Annotated in this window: 15 protein-coding genes; 9 read left to right on the top strand and 6 right to left on the bottom strand. The window is 70.9% G+C overall.

What is annotated here, in order from left to right; all coding sequences use genetic code 11:
- Positions 1-94: 94 nt before the first annotated feature.
- The 4 genes from purH to LRA89_RS01555 form a co-directional block, all read right to left on the bottom strand.
- Positions 95-1,684 carry a bifunctional phosphoribosylaminoimidazolecarboxamide formyltransferase/IMP cyclohydrolase gene (gene purH / locus LRA89_RS01540; protein WP_230635861.1) on the bottom strand — a complete coding sequence of 530 codons (1,590 nt, stop codon included), beginning with the start codon at positions 1,682-1,684 and terminating at the stop codon, positions 95-97.
- A gap of 70 nt (positions 1,685-1,754) precedes the next feature.
- Positions 1,755-3,491 (bottom strand): heparinase II/III family protein, encoded by a 1,737-nt coding sequence (locus tag LRA89_RS01545; protein ID WP_230635863.1) that lies wholly within the window; start codon positions 3,489-3,491, stop codon positions 1,755-1,757.
- The gene (rpe, locus tag LRA89_RS01550; protein WP_230635865.1) at positions 3,488-4,147 is read right to left on the bottom strand and encodes a ribulose-phosphate 3-epimerase; all 660 of its coding nucleotides are present in this window, start codon (positions 4,145-4,147) and stop codon (positions 3,488-3,490) included. Before rpe ends, LRA89_RS01545 begins: the two co-directional genes overlap by 4 nt.
- 344 nt (positions 4,148-4,491) lie before the next feature.
- On the bottom strand, positions 4,492-5,754 hold the full coding sequence (locus LRA89_RS01555) for an RsmB/NOP family class I SAM-dependent RNA methyltransferase (protein ID WP_230635867.1): 1,263 nt from the start codon (positions 5,752-5,754) through the stop codon (positions 4,492-4,494).
- A 100-nt stretch (positions 5,755-5,854) separates the two neighbouring features.
- On the opposite strand from LRA89_RS01555, the gene LRA89_RS01560 reads away from it, so the two are divergent.
- The 3 genes from LRA89_RS01560 (at position 5,855) to LRA89_RS01570 (ending at position 8,822) form a co-directional block, all read left to right on the top strand.
- Entirely contained in the window at positions 5,855-6,022 is a 168-nt protein-coding gene (locus LRA89_RS01560) for a DUF1674 domain-containing protein (protein WP_082448120.1), read from the top strand.
- Positions 6,023-6,281: 259 nt separating this feature from the next.
- A complete protein-coding gene (locus LRA89_RS01565) occupies positions 6,282-8,108 on the top strand; it encodes an AsmA family protein (protein ID WP_230635869.1) in 1,827 nt (608 codons plus the stop codon).
- Between the two features lie 213 nt (positions 8,109-8,321).
- Complete coding sequence (locus tag LRA89_RS01570) at positions 8,322-8,822, top strand: SRPBCC family protein (protein ID WP_230635872.1); 501 nt, start codon at positions 8,322-8,324, stop codon at positions 8,820-8,822.
- On the opposite strand, the gene LRA89_RS01575 is transcribed toward LRA89_RS01570, so the two are convergent.
- On the bottom strand, positions 8,823-9,797 hold the full coding sequence (locus tag LRA89_RS01575; RefSeq protein ID WP_230635876.1) for an NAD(P)H-dependent glycerol-3-phosphate dehydrogenase: 975 nt from the start codon (positions 9,795-9,797) through the stop codon (positions 8,823-8,825). It abuts the gene before it with no gap.
- Positions 9,794-10,834, bottom strand: a complete 1,041-nt coding sequence (tsaD, locus tag LRA89_RS01580) for a tRNA (adenosine(37)-N6)-threonylcarbamoyltransferase complex transferase subunit TsaD (RefSeq protein WP_230635880.1) — start codon at positions 10,832-10,834, stop codon at positions 9,794-9,796. Before tsaD ends, LRA89_RS01575 begins: the two co-directional genes overlap by 4 nt.
- Before the next feature lie 538 nt (positions 10,835-11,372).
- Here tsaD and hemC point away from each other — a divergent pair.
- From hemC to LRA89_RS01610, 6 genes are read left to right on the top strand one after another with little or no spacing between them, the layout of a single operon-like run.
- A complete protein-coding gene (hemC, locus tag LRA89_RS01585; RefSeq protein WP_055758082.1) occupies positions 11,373-12,284 on the top strand; it encodes a hydroxymethylbilane synthase in 912 nt (303 codons plus the stop codon).
- Complete coding sequence (locus LRA89_RS01590; RefSeq protein WP_055758085.1) at positions 12,281-12,937, top strand: uroporphyrinogen-III synthase; 657 nt, start codon at positions 12,281-12,283, stop codon at positions 12,935-12,937. Before hemC ends, LRA89_RS01590 begins: the two co-directional genes overlap by 4 nt.
- Positions 12,938-12,968: 31 nt before the next feature.
- Positions 12,969-13,898, top strand: a complete 930-nt coding sequence (locus LRA89_RS01595; protein ID WP_230635882.1) for a hypothetical protein — start codon at positions 12,969-12,971, stop codon at positions 13,896-13,898.
- Between the two features lie 11 nt (positions 13,899-13,909).
- Complete coding sequence (locus tag LRA89_RS01600; protein ID WP_230635884.1) at positions 13,910-15,094, top strand: acyl-CoA dehydrogenase; 1,185 nt, start codon at positions 13,910-13,912, stop codon at positions 15,092-15,094.
- Positions 15,094-15,606, top strand: a complete 513-nt coding sequence (locus LRA89_RS01605; protein WP_230635886.1) for a GNAT family N-acetyltransferase — start codon at positions 15,094-15,096, stop codon at positions 15,604-15,606. The genes LRA89_RS01600 and LRA89_RS01605 overlap by 1 nt, the downstream gene beginning before the upstream one ends.
- The gene (locus tag LRA89_RS01610; RefSeq protein ID WP_230635888.1) at positions 15,603-16,712 is read left to right on the top strand and encodes a CaiB/BaiF CoA transferase family protein; all 1,110 of its coding nucleotides are present in this window, start codon (positions 15,603-15,605) and stop codon (positions 16,710-16,712) included. The genes LRA89_RS01605 and LRA89_RS01610 overlap by 4 nt, the downstream gene beginning before the upstream one ends.
- Positions 16,713-16,714: the final 2 nt, after the last annotated feature.

The raw sequence follows: 16,714 nt of genomic DNA on the forward strand, positions 1-16,714 counted from the left end.
CGGTGGGGTGAGGCAATTGCGGCGGACGTTGCGGTTCCTCGCTGGCCCCCCTCCCCCGGCCCCTCCCCTGTTCGGGGAGGGGGGAGTTTCGGGATCAGTGGCGGAAGTGGCGCATGCCGGTGAAGACCATCGCCAGACCCGCTTCGTCGGCCGCCGCGATCACCTCGTCGTCGCGGATCGAGCCGCCGGGCTGGATCACCGCCGTGGCCCCGGCTTCCACCGCCGCGAGCAGGCCGTCGGCGAAGGGGAAGAAGGCGTCCGACGCGACCGCCGAGCCGAGGGTGCGGGGGCTGTCCCAGCCAGCCTTGTCGGCGGCGTCCTTCGCCTTCCATGCGGCGATGCGCGCGGATTCCAACCGGTTCATCTGCCCCGCGCCGATGCCGGCGGTGCTGCCGTCCTTGGCATAGACGATCGCGTTCGACTTGACGTGCTTGGCGACGGTCCAGGCGAAGCGGCAGTCGGTGAGTTCCTGTTCCGTCGGCTGGCGCCTGGTCACGACCTTCAACTCGACCTGCGCCAGATTGCCGGCGTCGCGCGACTGGACGAGGAGGCCGCCGGCGATGCTCTTGACGGTCAGGCCGCCGCGCGCCGGATCGGGCAGGTCGCCGGTCAGGAGCAGGCGCAGGTTCTTTTTCGCGGCGAACACTGCCTTCGCCTCGTCATCGGCATCGGGCGCGGCGACGACTTCGGTGAAGATGCCGCTGATCGCGCGCGCCGTCTCACCATCGAGCGGCCGGTTGACCGCGATGATCCCGCCGAACGCCGACACGCTGTCGCACGCCAGCGCGGCCTTGTACGCTTCGATCAGCGTGGTCCCGCTGGCGACGCCGCAGGGGTTGGCGTGTTTGACGATGACGACGGTCGGCGGACCGTCGCGGAATTCGCTGACCAGTTCCAGCGCGGCATCGGCGTCGTTGTAGTTGTTGTAGCTCAGCGCCTTGCCCTGCACCTGCTGGGCTTGCGCGATGCCCCGTGCGCCGGGTCCGCGCGGGATATAGAGCGAGGCGGACTGGTGCGGGTTCTCGCCGTAGCGCAGCTCGGCACCGCGGGTGAAGGCGAGCGGGAGCGTGTCGGGGAACGCCTGTCCCTGATCGGCGAAAGCGAACCACTGGGCGATCGCCGAGTCATAGGCGGCGGTGGCGGCATAGGCTTTCGCGGCGAAGCGGCGGCGGGTGGTGAGCGTGGTCGCACCGCCCGTCTCGGCCAGTTCGGCGATCAGCGCGGCGTAATCGGCCGGGTCGGTGACGATCGCCACCGCATCATGGTTCTTGGCCGCCGAGCGCACCATCGACGGGCCGCCGATGTCGATATTCTCGATGATCGTGTCGCGGTCGGCACCCTTGGTCACCGTCGCCTCGAACGGATAGAGGTTCACGACGACAATATCGATCGCGCCGATGGCGTGTTCGTCCATCGACGCGACATGCTCGGGATTGTCGCGCACCGCGAGCAGCCCGCCGTGGACGATCGGGTGCAGCGTCTTGACGCGGCCATCCATCATCTCGGGGAAACCGGTCAGGTCGGCAATGTCGCGGACGGCGAGCCCGGCGTCGCGCAGCGCGGCGGCGGTGCCGCCGGTCGAGACGAGCTCGACGCCGTGGCCCACAAGGGCGGTGGCGAGATCGACGATACCGGTCTTGTCGGAGACCGAGAGCAGGGCGCGTTTCGCGGGGACGTTTTCCATGGGCGCGCCCTTTCGCGCGAATGGCGGGGGAGGGCAAGGGGGCGGGAGGCGGACGATTGCGATCCGGTCGCTACCGCGTCTTGTGGAACCGCCACGACAGGTCGTGGCCGCCGGGCGGGGTGGTGCCCGCCAGCACCAACTGGAACGTCTCTACGGGCAGGCCGTCGGGGCCGATCCACAGGCTTTCCTCGACCGAGAGCAGCGCGCCCTTCGCGCGGAATTGCCAGACGGGGCCGTTTGGCAGGCGCAGGAAGGCGGTCTGGTCGTCGGGGCCGGCTTCGATCGCGATGCCGGGGGCGAGGTGGAAGCGGACGACGAACGGCGTGTCGCCACGCCGCGCGCGGCGGCCGGTGGGGATCAGCATGTCCTCGCCCTGCACGTCGCGGCCGTCGGCGCTGAGCGTCAGGACGCGGCGGTGCTGGAAGCCGAGGCGCCTGGCATAGCCGTCGTGGCTCCCCTCGATCCGGCTGATCGCGTCGCTTTCCTGCCGGGCCATGTCGACCACGCCGACGCCCTTGCCGAGCGAGCCGTCGGGCTGGATCGCGGTCGAATTGGTGTCGGACAGCACCAGGGTCGAATGTGCGGCGGTGGAGCGCAGCGCGCGGCGCAGATCGGCCGACAGCGTCAGCGCGGCGATGTTCGCCCCGCCGCAGTTGACGACGATCCGCTGCCCGCCGTCGGACAGTTCGAACGCGAGCGTCGAGGCGCATCCCTCGTGCGCGGCGCGGGCGACCGGGGGCGGGGCGGCGTCGATGATCGCGATGGTGCGCCCCGCCGCCAGCCGCTGATAACCCCAGTCGCCGGCATGGCGAAGCGGGCGGGTGCGGACTCCGGTGGCGGCGACGACGTCGGCGATACGCTCGCCCGGCACCGGCCCCGCGCCCTGCCAGCATGACAGGCCACCGTCGCCGTGACACACGCCGAGCAGCGCCGACACCATGATCGTCAGATGCGCGGCGACCGGTTCGGGCATGGTCATCCGCCGCGCGGCATAGATTTCGCGCAACGCCGCGAGCGTCATCACCGCGTCGAGCTGATCGGCGGGCGAGCGGCCGACGAGGCCGCCGGTCTCGAACACGCTGGTCGTCAGCGCGCGGATCAGGCCGGTTTCGCCGAAGGCGCGGCGAGCATCACCGCCGGGAATGACGAGGCCGGCGGCGACCACCCCGGTCCATGCGACGATCGCGGCGATCCCCGCCGGGGCCTTGCCCGCTTCGCCGTCGAGATGGCGCGCGGTGCGGGCAAAGGCGTGCAGCACCTGCGAGCGATAGAGGAGGTCGGTCGACGACAGGATCAGCGGCGCGTGCGCGATCCATGACAGCATCCGCCGGCCGCAGGTGGCGGCGTTCCATGCCGGTTCGGTAATGCGTTCGCCATGATCGGCCAGCCATTGCAGCATGATCGTCTCGGCGATCGGCACCGCCGTCACGCGCGGCGCGACGCTGGAGAGGTCGCGCAGCCATGCGAAGCCGTGGAGATGTTCGGCGAAGGCGGCGGAGAATTTGGGGCGGGCCAGTTCCAGCCGGTCGAGCGGCAGCGCTTCGCCGCGCACCATCAGCTTGCCCGCGAGCAGCGCCGCGCCGCGATCCAGATCGCCGAGGAACGGATCGTCGGCGACCGCGATCAGCTTGAGCGGATGGCGGCCCTTCAGCCGCAGCCCGTGGAGCGGGGTGCGCCACGCGAGGCGTTGCAGCTTGTCGCGCACCCGTTCGGACAGCGACAGCCCGGTGCCGCCGCCCTGCCGCACCAGCCGCTTGCCGACATCGATTCCGTCGCGCGGCTCGTCGATCGGCGGCGGTTCGGTCATGCGCCGCGCAGGGCGGCGATGTTCGCGGCATAGGCGGCGGGGCCGCCGGTGAAGGTCGCGGTGCCGGCGACGAGGCAGTCGGCCCCGGCGGCGATCGCGCGCGGCGCCGTCACGCGGTCGACGCCGCCGTCGACCTGCAGGTCGATTTGGCGGCCGGTCGCATCGATACGGCGGCGCAGGCTCTCGATCTTGGTCAACTGGCTGTCGATGAACTTCTGTCCGCCGAAGCCGGGATTGACGCTCATGACCAGCAGCAGGTCGACCAGGTCGATGACCTGATCGACCACCTCGACCGGGGTCGCGGGGTTCAGCACCACGCCGGCGCGCTTGCCCAGCGCCTTGATCCGCTGGAGCGTGCGGTGAAGGTGCGGGCCGGATTCGGGATGGACCGAGAGGATGTCGGCCCCGGCCTCGGCAAAGGCGTCGATCAGTGGGTCGACCGGCGTCACCATCAGATGGACGTCGAACGGCTTGGCGGAGTGGGGGCGCAGCGCCTTTACCACCATCGGGCCGATGGTGAGGTTGGGGACGAAATGATTGTCCATGACGTCGACATGGATCCAGTCGGCCCCCGCCTCGTCGATGGCGCGGACCTCCTCGCCCAGCCGGGCGAAATCGGCGGAAAGGATCGAGGGGGCGATGCGGACGGATGACATAGGTTGTTGTCCTAGCATGGTCTTTGGGGGCGGCAAGGGTCGGGGCGGGTGTGGCGATCGATTGGGTTCACGCGAAGGCGCGAAGGGCGCGAAGGGAGAAGAAGTTCTGGTTCACGCGGAGGCGCGGAGGCGCGGAGTAGAAAGTAGATTGGTTCGCGCAGAGGCGCAGAGGCGCGGAGAGAATGCGTTCGGGGCGGAGTTCGCTGCGTAGCGGCTGTCCGGTGCGAACGTCTCCCGCTAGCGAGCGGGTCGCCCGGGGCAATACTTCCTCTGCGCCTCCGCGCCTCTGCGCGAACCAATCTACTTTACTTCTTCGCGCCCTTCGCGCCTTCGCGTGAAACCCCTTACCCGGCCCGACGCAGACGGACGACGAAGAAACCGTCCATGCCGCCGGCCTCGGCCAGCATGCCGGGCAGCGTGCGGACATAGCCGCGTTCGTGCGGCATGACGCCTTCGGGCAGTTCGTCCACGCGCGCCGGTTCGACCGTGAAATTGCTGCGCTCGCTTAGGAAACGGTCGAGTTGCACTTCGCCCTCCGCCGGTTCGAGCGAGCAGGTGGCATAGACCAGCCGCCCGCCCGGCTTCACCCAGTCGGCGGCGCGACCCAGCAGGCGCTTTTGCAGCGCCGCCGTTTCGGCGATCACCGAGGGGCGGACGCGGTGGAGCACGTCGGGGTGGCGGCGGAAGATGCCGGTCGCGCTGCACGGCGCGTCGAGCAGCACCGCGTCGGCCGGCTCGGCCGGTTTCCACACCAAAGCATCGCCGGTGACGATCTTCGCCGACAGGCCGGTGCGCGCCATATTCTCCTCCAGCCGCGCAAGCCGCGCTGCCGACGAATCGAGCGCGGTCACGTCCCATCCGGCGGCGGCGAGTTGCAGCGTCTTGCCGCCCGGCGCGGCACACAGGTCGAGCGCGGTGCCCGGCCCCGGTCCCAGCAGCCGCGCGGGGATCGAGGCGGCGAGGTCCTGCACCCACCAGTCGCCCGCCGCATAGCCCGGCAGGTCGGCGATCGGCCCTGCTTCGCTCAAACGGCGGTGACGCGGGGCAAGCGTGGTGCCGTCCGGCCCCGCATCGCCCTTCAACGACAGGTCGAGCGGAGGTTGCTGCGCGATCGCCTGCGCGGCGGCGATCACCATGTCCTCGCCCCATGCCGTTACCCAGCGGGCATCGGTGTCGGCGGGCAGGCTGGCGGCATCGGGCAGGCGGGCGTTGCCGCGCATCAGCGTGCCGAACACGCCGTGCACCAGCTTGCGCGGGCCGCCGTCGACCAGCGGCAGCACGGTGGCGATCGCGGCATGCGGCGGGGTGCCGAGCACCAGCGCCTGCCCCAAGGCGATGCGCAGCGCGAAACGCGCCTTGGCATCGTCGGGCAGCGGGCGCTGCGTCGCGCTGTCGATCAGCGCGTCGAGATCGGGCAGGCGGCGCAGCACGGCGGCGGCGATCGCGTGGGCAAGCCCGCGATCCTCGCGCCGGTCGAGATCGCCGGTGGCGGATGCGAGCGCCGCTTCGAGCGGCAGGCCGCGTCGCAGCACGGCATCGAGCAGGCGCAGCGCGGCGCGGCGGGCGGGAACACCGGGCGCTTCGGGAGCGAGGCGGGGGCGGGCCATGTCAGCGCACCTCCGAACGGGGCATGAAAAGATCGATCACTTGAATCCTGTCGCTGGTCCGCCGAGATCATGCCCGACGGAACCGGATAAGGAGTCCCCTATGGGCAACCGCCCCGCTCATGTGAAGCCGCCTGCGCATCTCTCCAAGTCGCCGCCGGTGCCCACCCCCGAACCGCTGCCGCCCAAAAACGACACCGACGATCCCTTGGGCCTCAGCCCGACGCGCTATGGCGACTGGACGCACAAGGGCATCGCGGTCGATTTTTAGCGGGGCGCGTCGCAAGACATCCTACACTCGTCATTCCCGCGAAGGCGGGAATCCATACACGCCGGGGTTTCGGCTGGTTGCGCGACGGCAGCGTTTATGGACCCCCGCCTGCGCGGGGGTGACGATGAAAGAAGGCGGTCGGTTGTCAGGTGCTTCCTTCGCTTTGGGGAAAGAGGTGTCGGGCGGACGCAACCTTCACCCCTGTCAGTAATTCCATTGCGCCCATGGAACGAACCGCCGGGTTCGGGCTTGTCGCTCCATGGCTTCGCTTCCCCGATTCTGGCGGTATCTTCTGGGCGGTTTCGCTGCCCTTCTGTTGCTCGTGCTGCTGGTCCTCGCCGCCTTTCCATGGGGGGTGCTGCGCGACCGGGTAAGTGCGAAACTGGCCGAGCGGTTCGGGGCTGACGTGTCGATCGGCACGATCGAGCGCGTTCAGCCGCTGTCGTTCTCGCCGACACTGATCGTGCGTGATCTGCGCATCGCGCAGCCGAGCTGGGCTGGCCCCGGCGATCTGGTGCGGCTCCACCGGATCGACCTGCGCTTCCGCGTCCTCCCGCTGCTGCGCGGCAAGTTCGACCTGACCGCGCTGGCGGTCGACGGCGGGCGGGTGGCGATGGTGCGCGCCAAGGACGGCACCAAGAACTGGGCGCCCGACAAGCGCGGCAAGGGCGGATCGGCGTCGGACATCACCAGCCTGACCGTGCGCGACCTCGTGATCGATTATCGCGACGCGGTGCAGAACCGGCAGTTCGCGGTGACGGTCACGTCGAACGACCAGGGCTTCCGCGCGAGCGGGACCGGGGCAATCGACAATCGCCCGGTGCGGGTGGCGCTGACCGGCCCGGTGATCCGCAGCGACGGCGACTGGCCGTTCGTCGCGCGGGTCGACGGGCCGACGATCACCGTCGACGCCAAGGGGGTGATGGCCGCACCGCTCAACACGAAGCGGATGACGGTCGAGCTGACCGCACGCGCCGACAATCTCAAGACGCTCGATGCGCTGATCGAGGCCGGGCTGTTCGGGACGCAGCCGGTGCGGTTGAGCGCGAAGGTGCGCCACGACGATCCGACATGGACGGTCGAGCGGCTGTCGGGGACGATCGGTGCGTCGCGGCTGTCCGATGCGCGGGCGAGCGTGACCAAGGATGGCGACACGACGAAGATCGACGGCCGGCTGCGCTTCGCCTCGCTGGCGTTCGCCGATCTGGAAACCGACGAGGGGCGGGCGCGGGCGGCGGCGATCGAGGCGCGGATCGGGTCGCGCGTGGTGCCCGGCACGCGGATCAACCTTGCCAAGCTCGCCAATCTCGACGGGCGGCTGGCGGTGCACGTCGACCGGCTGCGCGAGGCGGATGCGGTGCGCGGCCTTGATGCGACGCTAGCGATCGCCGATCGGCGGCTGACCGTCGCGCCGCTGACGATCGCGCTGTCGCAGGGGAAGATCGCGGGACAAGTGATCGTCGACCAGCGCGGGCGGCGCGTGCCGCGCGCGACCTTCGACCTGACGCTGTCCGATTCGCGCATCTCGACCTTTGCCGGGGGGGCGCCGGTCGACGCGCCGCTGCGCGCGCGGCTGAAGCTGGTCGGCAGCGGCGATACGGTGCGCGCGGCGATCGGCCGGGCGGACGGCACGATCGGTTTCGCCGCCCGCGACGGCACGCTGCCCGCCAAGCTGGCCTCGCTGCTCGGTGCCGATGTCGCGCGCGGGGTGACGACCGATGACGATGCGCAGGCGCGGCTGCGCTGCCTCGCGCTGCGGCTCGACGTGACCAACGGGATCGGCCGGGTCGATCCGCTGGTGATCGACACCTCGCGCGCGCAGACGCGGGGGAGCGGCCGGGTGAATCTCGTCGACGAGACGCTGGCACTGTTGCTGACCGGCGCGCCGAAACAGGCGACGCTGCTGCGGCTCGACCGGCCGGTGATGGTAACGGGGCGGCTGCAATCGCCGCAGGTGGCGATTCCGCCGGGCACCAAAAGCGTCGGCGGCGTGCTGCGGATGCTGGGCAAGGCGATCGGCGGCCGGCAGGACCCGCTGGCAAGCGATGCGAATTGCGGCGCATTGATCGCGCGGGCGATGCGGTAGCGCGAATCGACATTCAACTTTGGCAGGGGAAATTTGCCGTCGAACCCCGCGTCATCCCCGCGCAGGCGGGGATCCATATACGCCGACGCCGGTGATAGCATCGCGCCCGTTGCGTCTATGGCTTCCCGCCTGCGCGGGAACGACGAAACGCGGTGGCATTGGCTGAAGGTCGATCTGTCTTGGGATTTGATCGACGCGCGCGGATGCGGCAGCATGGCGTCGATCCTGCCGGGAGCGATGACGATGACCGATTTCCCCGCCGAGCGCGAACTGGTGCTCGACCGGCTGCTACAGGCCCCGCGCGAGGCTCTCTTCCGCTGCTGGACCGAGGCGCATCTGTTGCGGCGCTGGTTCGTGCCCGCGCCATGGACGATCGCCGATGCGGTGGTCGATCCGCGGCCGGGCGGGGCGTTCGACGTGACGATGCGCAGCCCCGAGGGGGCGGACATGCCGCATCACGGCGTCTTTCTGGACGTGGTGGCGAACGAGCGGATCGTGACGACCGATGCGTTCACCGCCGGCTTCGTGCCGCGCGACGGCGCGCCGTTCATGGTCGCGACGATGACCTTCGCCGACGAGGATGGCGGCACCCGCTATATCGCCCGCGCCCGCCACTGGACCGCCGAGACGCGCGATCAGCATGCGGCGATGGGGTTCGAGCCGGGCTGGAACCAGTGCGCCGACCAGTTGGAGGCGCTGGCGGCGAGTTTGTGATTACCGCCCCTCCGACCTGAGCGGGCGGCTGAGCAGCGCTTCGATCACTTGGCCCACCGGGGTGCCGGTCAGCAGCGCGCCGACCGCCTGCGTTACCGGCATGTCGATCCGCGCGTCGGCCGCCGCCTGCGCCAGCACCGGGGCGGTGAACGCGCCTTCGGCCACGGTGCGGCGATCGGACAGCAGCTCGGCGGCGGCGCGGCCCTGCCCCAGCCCGACGCCCAGCGAATAGTTGCGCGAGGCGGTCGACGAACAGGTCAGCACCAGATCGCCCAAGCCCGACAGGCCGGCGAGCGTCTCCGCCCGCGCGCCGCGCGCCATGCCGAAGCGGGTCATCTCGGCGAAGCCGCGCGCGATCACCGACGCGCGGGCGTTCTGCCCCAGCCCCGCGCCCTCCACCACGCCGCAGGCGATGGCGAGGACGTTCTTGACCGCGCCGCCGATCTCCGCGCCGATCACGTCGTCGCTGGCATAGGGGCGGAACCCCGGCGCGGCGAGGCGCGCGGCAAGGCGATCACGCAAGACCGGATCGGCGCAGGCGAGGGTGACGGCGGTCGGCTTGGCGCGGGCGACCTCGTGCGCGAAGGTGGGGCCGGAGAGGACCGCGACCGGGGCGTTCGGGTGGACGGCGCGGGCAACCTCGCCGACCAGCAGCTTGCTGCCCGCCTCGATCCCCTTGGCGCACAGCACCAGTGCGCGGGTGCCGACGTCGATTTGAGAGAGGACCGCGCGGACGTGCTGCGCCGGGCAGACGACCAGCAACGCATCGGCGTCGCCCAGCGCCGCGCTGTCGGTCGTCGCGTGAATCGCGGGGGAAAGCGGGATACCGGGCAGGTAGAGCGGGTTCTCGCGCGCGGTGTTGATCGTGTCGGCCAGCGCGCCGTCGCGGACCCACAGGGTCACGTCGCCACCGCGCGCCGCGACCTGCGCCAGCGCGGTGCCCCACGCCCCGCCGCCGATGACGCCGATCCTCATGCCTTCACTCCCGCACCGCGCACCTTTTCCGCATTCGGGTCGAGCGGCCAGCGCGGGCGGGCGGCGACGTCGAGCGGATCGCTGTGCCCCGCCATGAACCGTTCGGCCCCGGCCCATGCGATCATCGCGCCATTGTCGGTACACAGCCATAACGGCGGGGCGACGAAGCGCAGGCCGTGCGTGGTGGCGAGCGCCTCCAGCGCGCCGCGCACGCCGCGATTGGCGGCGACCCCGCCCGCCACCACCAAAGCCTCGACTGGGCCGGCCAGCGCCAGCGCCAGTCTGGTGCGGTCGACGAGGCAGTCGATCACCGCCTGGCTGAACGAGGCGGCGATGTCCGGCACGCTGTAGCGGCCCGATTCATGCGCGCGCAGCACCGCGCTTTTCAGGCCGGCGAACGAGAAATGCGGATCGGGCGTGCCGGTCAGCGGGCGGGGCAGCGGGACGGCGCGCGGATCGCCCTGCGCCGCCGCCGCCTCGACCCGGGGACCGCCGGGATAGCCGAGGCCGAGGACCTTGGCGGTCTTGTCGAACGCCTCGCCCGCCGCGTCGTCGATGGTCGTGCCGAGCCGGCGATAGGTGCCGACCCCGTCGACGCGCAGCAACTGGCAATGCCCGCCCGACACCAGCAGCAGCAGGTACGGAAAGGCGAGGTCGGGATCGGTCAGGCGCGGCGACAGCGCATGCCCCTCCAGATGATTGACCGCGACCAGCGGCTTGCCCGCCGCCAGCGCCAGCGCCTTGGCGGTGACGAGGCCGACCATCACCCCGCCGATCAGGCCGGGGCCGGCGGTGGCGGCGATCGCATCGACCTGATGGAGCGTGACGCCCGCATCGGCGAGCGCGCCTTCGACTAGCGCGGGCAGGATCTCGACATGGGCGCGCGCCGCGATCTCGGGCACGACGCCGCCATAGGGGGCGTGGGCGGCTTCCTGTCCGGCGAGGCGGTGCGACAGGATGGTACGGTCGCCACGCACGATCGCGACGGCGGTCTCGTCGCAACTGGATTCGATGCCGAGGATGAGGGGATAGGGCATTTTTGCTGCTCTAGCGTGGTTTGGAGGCGGGGGCGATATTTGGTTCACGCGACGGGCGCGAAGAAGGGCGGTTCACGCGAAGGCGCGGAGACGCGGAGGGGTTGCGTTCGGGACTGGCCTTGCCGCGTAGCGGCTATCGTCGTTCGTCTGCCGGAGGCGACCGGTTTACCCGGAACGCAACATTCTCCGCGCCTCTGCGCCTCTGCGCCTCTGCGCGAAAATTCCTTCCCTTTTTCTCCGTCTGCCAGAAAGCAGGAAGAAGTGATTTTCGCGCAGAGGCGCAGAGGCGCAGAGGCGCAGAGGCGCAGAGGCGCAGAGGCGCAGAGGCGCAGAGGCGCGGAGGGGGTCGCGTTCGGGGCGGGGCTTGCCCCGTCGTCCGCTGGCGTTGTCGTCTCCCGGTCGCGGGCGGCTGGCCCGGATCGCAACTCCCTCCGCGTCTCCGCGCCTCCGCGTGAACCAACCCCTTCGCGTCCTTCGCGCCTTCGCGTGAACCCATCCGCCTTGCCCAACACGCCAACGATGCGTAGCGAGCAACGCCATGATGTTCAGACTGGGCACGCGCGGATCGCCGCTGGCGCTGGTACAGGCCCATGCCACGCGCGCGGCGCTGGCGGCGGCGCATGGGGTGGACCCGGGCGAAATCGAGATCGTGCCGATCCGCACCACCGGCGACCGGGTGCAGGACCGCGCGCTGGCCGAAATCGGCGGCAAGGCGCTGTGGACCAAGGAACTCGACCGGGCGCTGTGTGGCGGAGAGATCGACGCGGCGGTCCATTCGATGAAGGATGTCGAGACGATCCGCCCGACCGAGATCCGCATCGCCGCGATGCTGCCGCGCGCCGACGTGCGCGACCGGCTGGTCGGGATCGCGAGCTTGGCCGATCTGCCGCCGAACGGCGTGGTCGGCACCAGTAGTCCGCGCCGCGCGGCGCAGGTGCTGCGCCACCGCCCCGATGCGCGGATCGTGCTGTTTCGCGGCAATGTCGACACGCGCCTCGCCAAGCTGGCGGCGGGCGAGGTCGATGCGACGCTGCTCGCCGCCGCCGGGCTCGAACGGCTGGGGCGGCACGCCGTCGGCCATGCCGTGCCGGTCGACACGCTGCTGCCCGCCCCGTCCCAGGGCGCGGTCGGGATCGAGGTGCGCGCCGAGGATGCCGCCGCGCTCGCTTTCGTCGCGGCGATCGATGACCTGCCGACGCATCAGGCGGTGCGTGCCGAGCGCGGGTTCCTGGCAGCGCTGGGCGCCGATTGCCATTCGCCGGTCGGCGCGCTGGCGCGGATCGAGGGCGACGTGCTCACGCTGACCGCGCAATTGCTGGCGCAGGACGGCAGCGCGCATGTCACCGGCAGCACGAGCGGCGCGATCGACGACATCGACCTGCCGCGCGCCCTTGCCGAACGGCTGCTCGACGAAGCCCCCGAAAGCGTCGCGCGGCTGTTCGCGCGGTGAGCGTGCCGTTGGCGGTGCTGCGCCCCGAACCGGGCAATGCGGCGACCGTCGCGGCGATCCGGGCGCTGGGGGGGGAGGCGATCGCGCTGCCGTTGTTCGCTGTCGTGCCGCTGGCGTGGGAACTGCCGGCGGACGGCCACGACGCGCTGGTCCTGACCAGCGCCAATGCGGTGCGCCATGCCGGGGCGGGGCTGGCCGCGCTCGCTCATCTGCCGGTCCATGCGGTCGGTGCAGCGACCGCGCGGGCGGCGCGCGACGCGGGATTGCGCGTGGTCGCGACCGGGGCGGGCGATGGTCGCACGCTGCTCGATGCGGCGGGCGCGGCGGGGGTGCGGCGCGCGCTGCTGCTGACCGCGCGCGACCGGGCGGTGGCGGCGCATGGCGTGGTGGCGACGATCCGCGCGGTCTATGCCGCCGTGCCCACCGAACCGGTCGGGATGGATCGGCTGGCGGGCAGCGTGGCGCTGGTCCATTCGCCGCGCGCGGCGGTGCGGCTGGCGGCGCTGGTGGCGGATCGCGGCACCACCGCGGTCGCGGCGATCTCGCCGGCGGCGGCGGCGATGCTCGGCAACGGCTGGCGCGCGGTCGCGGTGGCCGCCATGCCGAGCGATCCGGCGGTGATCGCCGCCGGCCTTGCGCTTGCCGGTGATTGACCCGGTCGGCGCGCACGGGGATAAGGCGCGCATGACCAGCGACGACGCGCCTTTCATGGCGGCAAACGGCCCGACCCGGCGGGCGAAGGGCGGGCGATGGATGGCGGCGGCATGCGTCGCCTTCCTGATCGGAATCGGCGCGACGCTGGCGGTGCTCTATTATGTCGCCCCGCGCCTCGGCTGGACGCTGCGTGCCGCGACCACGACGCCGGTCGCCCAGCCGACCCCGGCGGCGAGCGCCGCGCCGGTTGCCGCCGCCTTGCCGAACCTCGCTGCGCTGTCGGCGCGCGAGGCGACGCTGTCGGCACAGGTGGCTGAGCTGGAGACGCGGATCGCCGCGATCGACACCGGCGCGCGATCGGCGGCGGGCTTCGCCGCGCGTGCAGAGAATATGATGATCGTGATCGCCGCGCGCCGCGCGCTCGATCGCGGGTTGCCGCTCGGCTATCTCGAAAACCAGTTGCGGGTGCGCTTCGGCGCGGCGCGGGGCGATGCGGTGCGCACCATCCTTGCCGCCGCACGCCAGCCGGTAACGCTCGACGATCTGCGCAGCGGGCTCGATTCCTCGGCCAACCAGTTGCTGGCCGGTCCCGCCGATCAGAACTGGTGGCAGTCGCTGCGGCGCGAGGCGGGGCAGTTGATCGTGATCCGCCAGGGGCCGACGCCGAGCAGCCGCCCGTCCGACCGGCTGGAGCGGGCGCGCCGCCGGCTCGACACCGGTCGCGTCGAACTGGCGATCGGTGAGGTCGAGCGGATGCCCGGCGGGGCCAGCGCCGCCGACTGGAACGCCGCGGCCAAACGCTATGTCGATGCGCGCAAGGCGCTGATCGAGCTGGAGGCGCTGGCGCTCGACACGCCGTTGCCGCAGGTGGCCCCGGCCCCGGTGGCGCAGATCGCGCCGCCACCCGTCCCGCTCCCGACCCCGTCGGCGACGCCCGACCCGCTCGCCCCCACGCTGTAAGGACAATCACCATGGCCGATATGGGCCGCTTCGACTGGCAGGACCCGTTCCTTATCGATCAGCAACTGACCGAGGAGGAACGGATGGTCCGCGACGCGGCGCACGGCTATGCCCGCGAGAAATTGTTGCCGCGCGTGACCCGCGCGTTTCTCGACGAGGATTTCGCGCGCGAGATCATGAGCGAGATGGGCGAACTAGGGTTGCTCGGTCCCACGATCGATCCAGAATATGGCGGGGCGGGGCTCGGCTATGTCGCCTACGGCCTCGTCGCACGGGAGGTCGAGGCAGTCGATTCAGGGTATCGCAGCGCGATGAGCGTGCAGTCGAGCCTCGTGATGCACCCGATCAACGCCTATGGTTCGGAGGCGCAGAAGCGCAAATATCTGCCCCGCCTCGCCAGCGGCGAATGGGTCGGCTGTTTCGGGCTGACCGAACCCGATGCCGGCTCCGACCCGGCGGGGATGCGGACGCGCGCCGAAAGGATCGACGGTGGCTACCGGTTGAGCGGGTCCAAGATGTGGATCACCAATTCGCCGATCGCCGATGTCTTCATCGTGTGGGCAAAGTCCGACGCGCATGACGGCAAGATTCGCGGCTTCGTGCTCGAGAAGGGCATGGCGGGGCTGTCGGCGCCCAAGATCGAGGGCAAGCTGTCGCTGCGTGCCTCCGTGACCGGCGAGATCGTGATGGACGGCGTCGAGGTGGGTGAGGACGCGCTGCTGCCCAACGTCGAGGGGCTGAAGGGACCGTTCGGCTGCCTCAACCGCGCGCGCTACGGCATCGCATGGGGCACGATGGGGGCGGCCGAGTTCTGCCTCCACGCCGCGCGGCAATATATGCTCGACCGCAAGCAGTTCGGCGTGCCGCTGGCATCGAAGCAACTGGTGCAGTTGAAACTGGCCGACATGCAGACCGAAATCGCGCTGGGGTTGCAGGCGGCGCTGCGCGCGGGGCGGATGTTCGACGAGGGGACGCTGGCCCCCGAAGCGATCAGCATCATCAAGCGCAACAATTGCGGCAAGGCGCTCGCCATCGCGCGGGTCGCGCGCGACATGCACGGCGGCAACGGCATCGCCGCCGAATTCCATGTGATGCGCCATGCGATCAATCTCGAAACGGTCAACACCTATGAAGGCACGCACGACGTCCACGGGCTGATCCAGGGCCGGGCGATCACCGGTATCGCCGCGTTCTGATGAACCGCCAGCCGGTATTGCGCGGCCAACTGGTCACGATCACGCCGAGCGTCGCGGACGATTATGATGCGCTGTTCGCGGTCGCGTCCGACCCGGCGATCTGGGACCAGCATCCCGCGCACGACCGCTGGCGGGCGGACGTCTTCCGTGCCTTCTTCGACGAGGGGATGGCGGGCGGCGGCATGCTGACCATCCGCGATGCCCAGGACGGCAGCGTGATCGGATCGAGCCGCTACGGTCCCTACGACCCTGACGCCGACGAGATCGAGATTGGCTGGACGTTTTTCGCGCGCGACCGCTGGCGGCGTGGGTATAACCGCGAAACCAAGCGGTTGATGATCGATCACATCACCCGGTACGCGGCGACCGTCACCTTCCATATCGGGGAGGCCAATGCCCGGTCGCGCACCGCGGTGGCGGCGCTGGGCGCGGTGCTGCGCCCCGGCACCATCGATGTGCTGCGGGGCGGGCGCATGGTCCCGCATGTCGTGTACGCGCTGCGCCGGCCGTGAAGCCGCTCGCCGGGGTCCGCGTGGTCGAATTGGCGCGGATTCTGGCCGGGCCATGGTGCGGGCAGTTGCTCGCCGATCTGGGCGCGGAGGTGGTGAAGGTCGAGCGGCCCGGCGCGGGCGACGACACCCGCCACTGGGGGCCGCCGTTCGTGACCGACGATGCGGGGCGCAACCGCGACGCAGCCTATTTCCACGCGACCAATCGCGGCAAACGCTCGGTCGCGATCGATATTGGCACGCCCGAGGGTCAGGCCGAGGTCCGCGCGCTGGTGGCCGGGGCCGATGTCGTGATCGAGAATTACAAGGTCGGCGGCCTCGCCCGATACGGCCTTGACCATGCCGCGCTGTCGGCGGTGCGGCCGGGGCTGGTGACGTGCTCGATCACCGGCTTCGGCCAGACCGGGCCGTACGCGCACCGTGCCGGCTACGACTTCGTCATCCAGGCAATGGGCGGCGCAATGTCGCTGACCGGCGAGCCCGACGGGCCGCCGCAAAAGGCCGGGGTCGCCTATGCCGATCTGTTCACCGGCGTCTATTCGGCCGTGGCGATCCTCGCCGCGCTGCGCCGCCGCGACCTGACCGGGGAGGGCGCGCATATCGACATGGCGCTGCTCGATACGCAGGTGGCAGTGCTGGGCAATCAGGCGCTCAACTATCTGGCGGGCGGCACCGTGCCGGGGCGGATGGGCAACGGCCACGCCAATCTCGCGCCGTATCAGGCGTTCGAGACGGCGGACGGCGCGCTGGTGATCGCGGTGGGTAACGACACGCAGTTCGCGCGGCTGTGCGGGGTTCTCGGGCTGGACCTGCATCTCGATGCGCGGTTCGCGACCAATCCGGGGCGGGTGGTGCATCGCGGCGCGCTGATCCCGATGGTGCAGGTGGCGGTCGGCGGCTGGCGCAAGGCGGCACTGGGCGAAGCGCTGGAGGCGGCGGGCATCCCGGCGGGGCCGATCAACCTGCTGAACGAGGTGTTCGCCGACCCGCAGGTCATCGCGCGCGGCATGCGGATCGCGCCCGATGGACTGCCCGGACTGGCCGGACCGATCGTGATCGACGGCGAGCGGATGGTGGCGGACGGCAGCGCGCCGCTGCGGGCGGGGTAGGG

It is taken from the genome of Sphingomonas sp. Leaf4 (assembly GCF_920939515.1).
Classification (GTDB): domain Bacteria; phylum Pseudomonadota; class Alphaproteobacteria; order Sphingomonadales; family Sphingomonadaceae; genus Sphingomonas.

What these genes read in the sequence shown, in the direction of transcription:
- LRA89_RS01605 (WP_230635886.1), top strand. Translation starts at nt 15,094, where the DNA reads ATGAACCGCCAGCCGGTATTGCGCGGCCAACTGGTCACGATCACGCCG.
- LRA89_RS01560 (WP_082448120.1), top strand. Translation starts at nt 5,855, where the DNA reads ATGGGCAACCGCCCCGCTCATGTGAAGCCGCCTGCGCATCTCTCCAAG.
- tsaD (WP_230635880.1), bottom strand. Translation starts at nt 10,834, where the DNA reads ATGCCCTATCCCCTCATCCTCGGCATCGAATCCAGTTGCGACGAGACC.
- LRA89_RS01595 (WP_230635882.1), top strand. Translation starts at nt 12,969, where the DNA reads ATGACCAGCGACGACGCGCCTTTCATGGCGGCAAACGGCCCGACCCGG.
- LRA89_RS01565 (WP_230635869.1), top strand. Translation starts at nt 6,282, where the DNA reads ATGGCTTCGCTTCCCCGATTCTGGCGGTATCTTCTGGGCGGTTTCGCT.
- LRA89_RS01570 (WP_230635872.1), top strand. Translation starts at nt 8,322, where the DNA reads ATGGCGTCGATCCTGCCGGGAGCGATGACGATGACCGATTTCCCCGCC.
- LRA89_RS01545 (WP_230635863.1), bottom strand. Translation starts at nt 3,491, where the DNA reads ATGACCGAACCGCCGCCGATCGACGAGCCGCGCGACGGAATCGATGTC.
- LRA89_RS01555 (WP_230635867.1), bottom strand. Translation starts at nt 5,754, where the DNA reads ATGGCCCGCCCCCGCCTCGCTCCCGAAGCGCCCGGTGTTCCCGCCCGC.
- rpe (WP_230635865.1), bottom strand. Translation starts at nt 4,147, where the DNA reads ATGTCATCCGTCCGCATCGCCCCCTCGATCCTTTCCGCCGATTTCGCC.
- LRA89_RS01575 (WP_230635876.1), bottom strand. Translation starts at nt 9,797, where the DNA reads ATGAGGATCGGCGTCATCGGCGGCGGGGCGTGGGGCACCGCGCTGGCG.
- LRA89_RS01600 (WP_230635884.1), top strand. Translation starts at nt 13,910, where the DNA reads ATGGCCGATATGGGCCGCTTCGACTGGCAGGACCCGTTCCTTATCGAT.
- purH (WP_230635861.1), bottom strand. Translation starts at nt 1,684, where the DNA reads ATGGAAAACGTCCCCGCGAAACGCGCCCTGCTCTCGGTCTCCGACAAG.
- hemC (WP_055758082.1), top strand. Translation starts at nt 11,373, where the DNA reads ATGATGTTCAGACTGGGCACGCGCGGATCGCCGCTGGCGCTGGTACAG.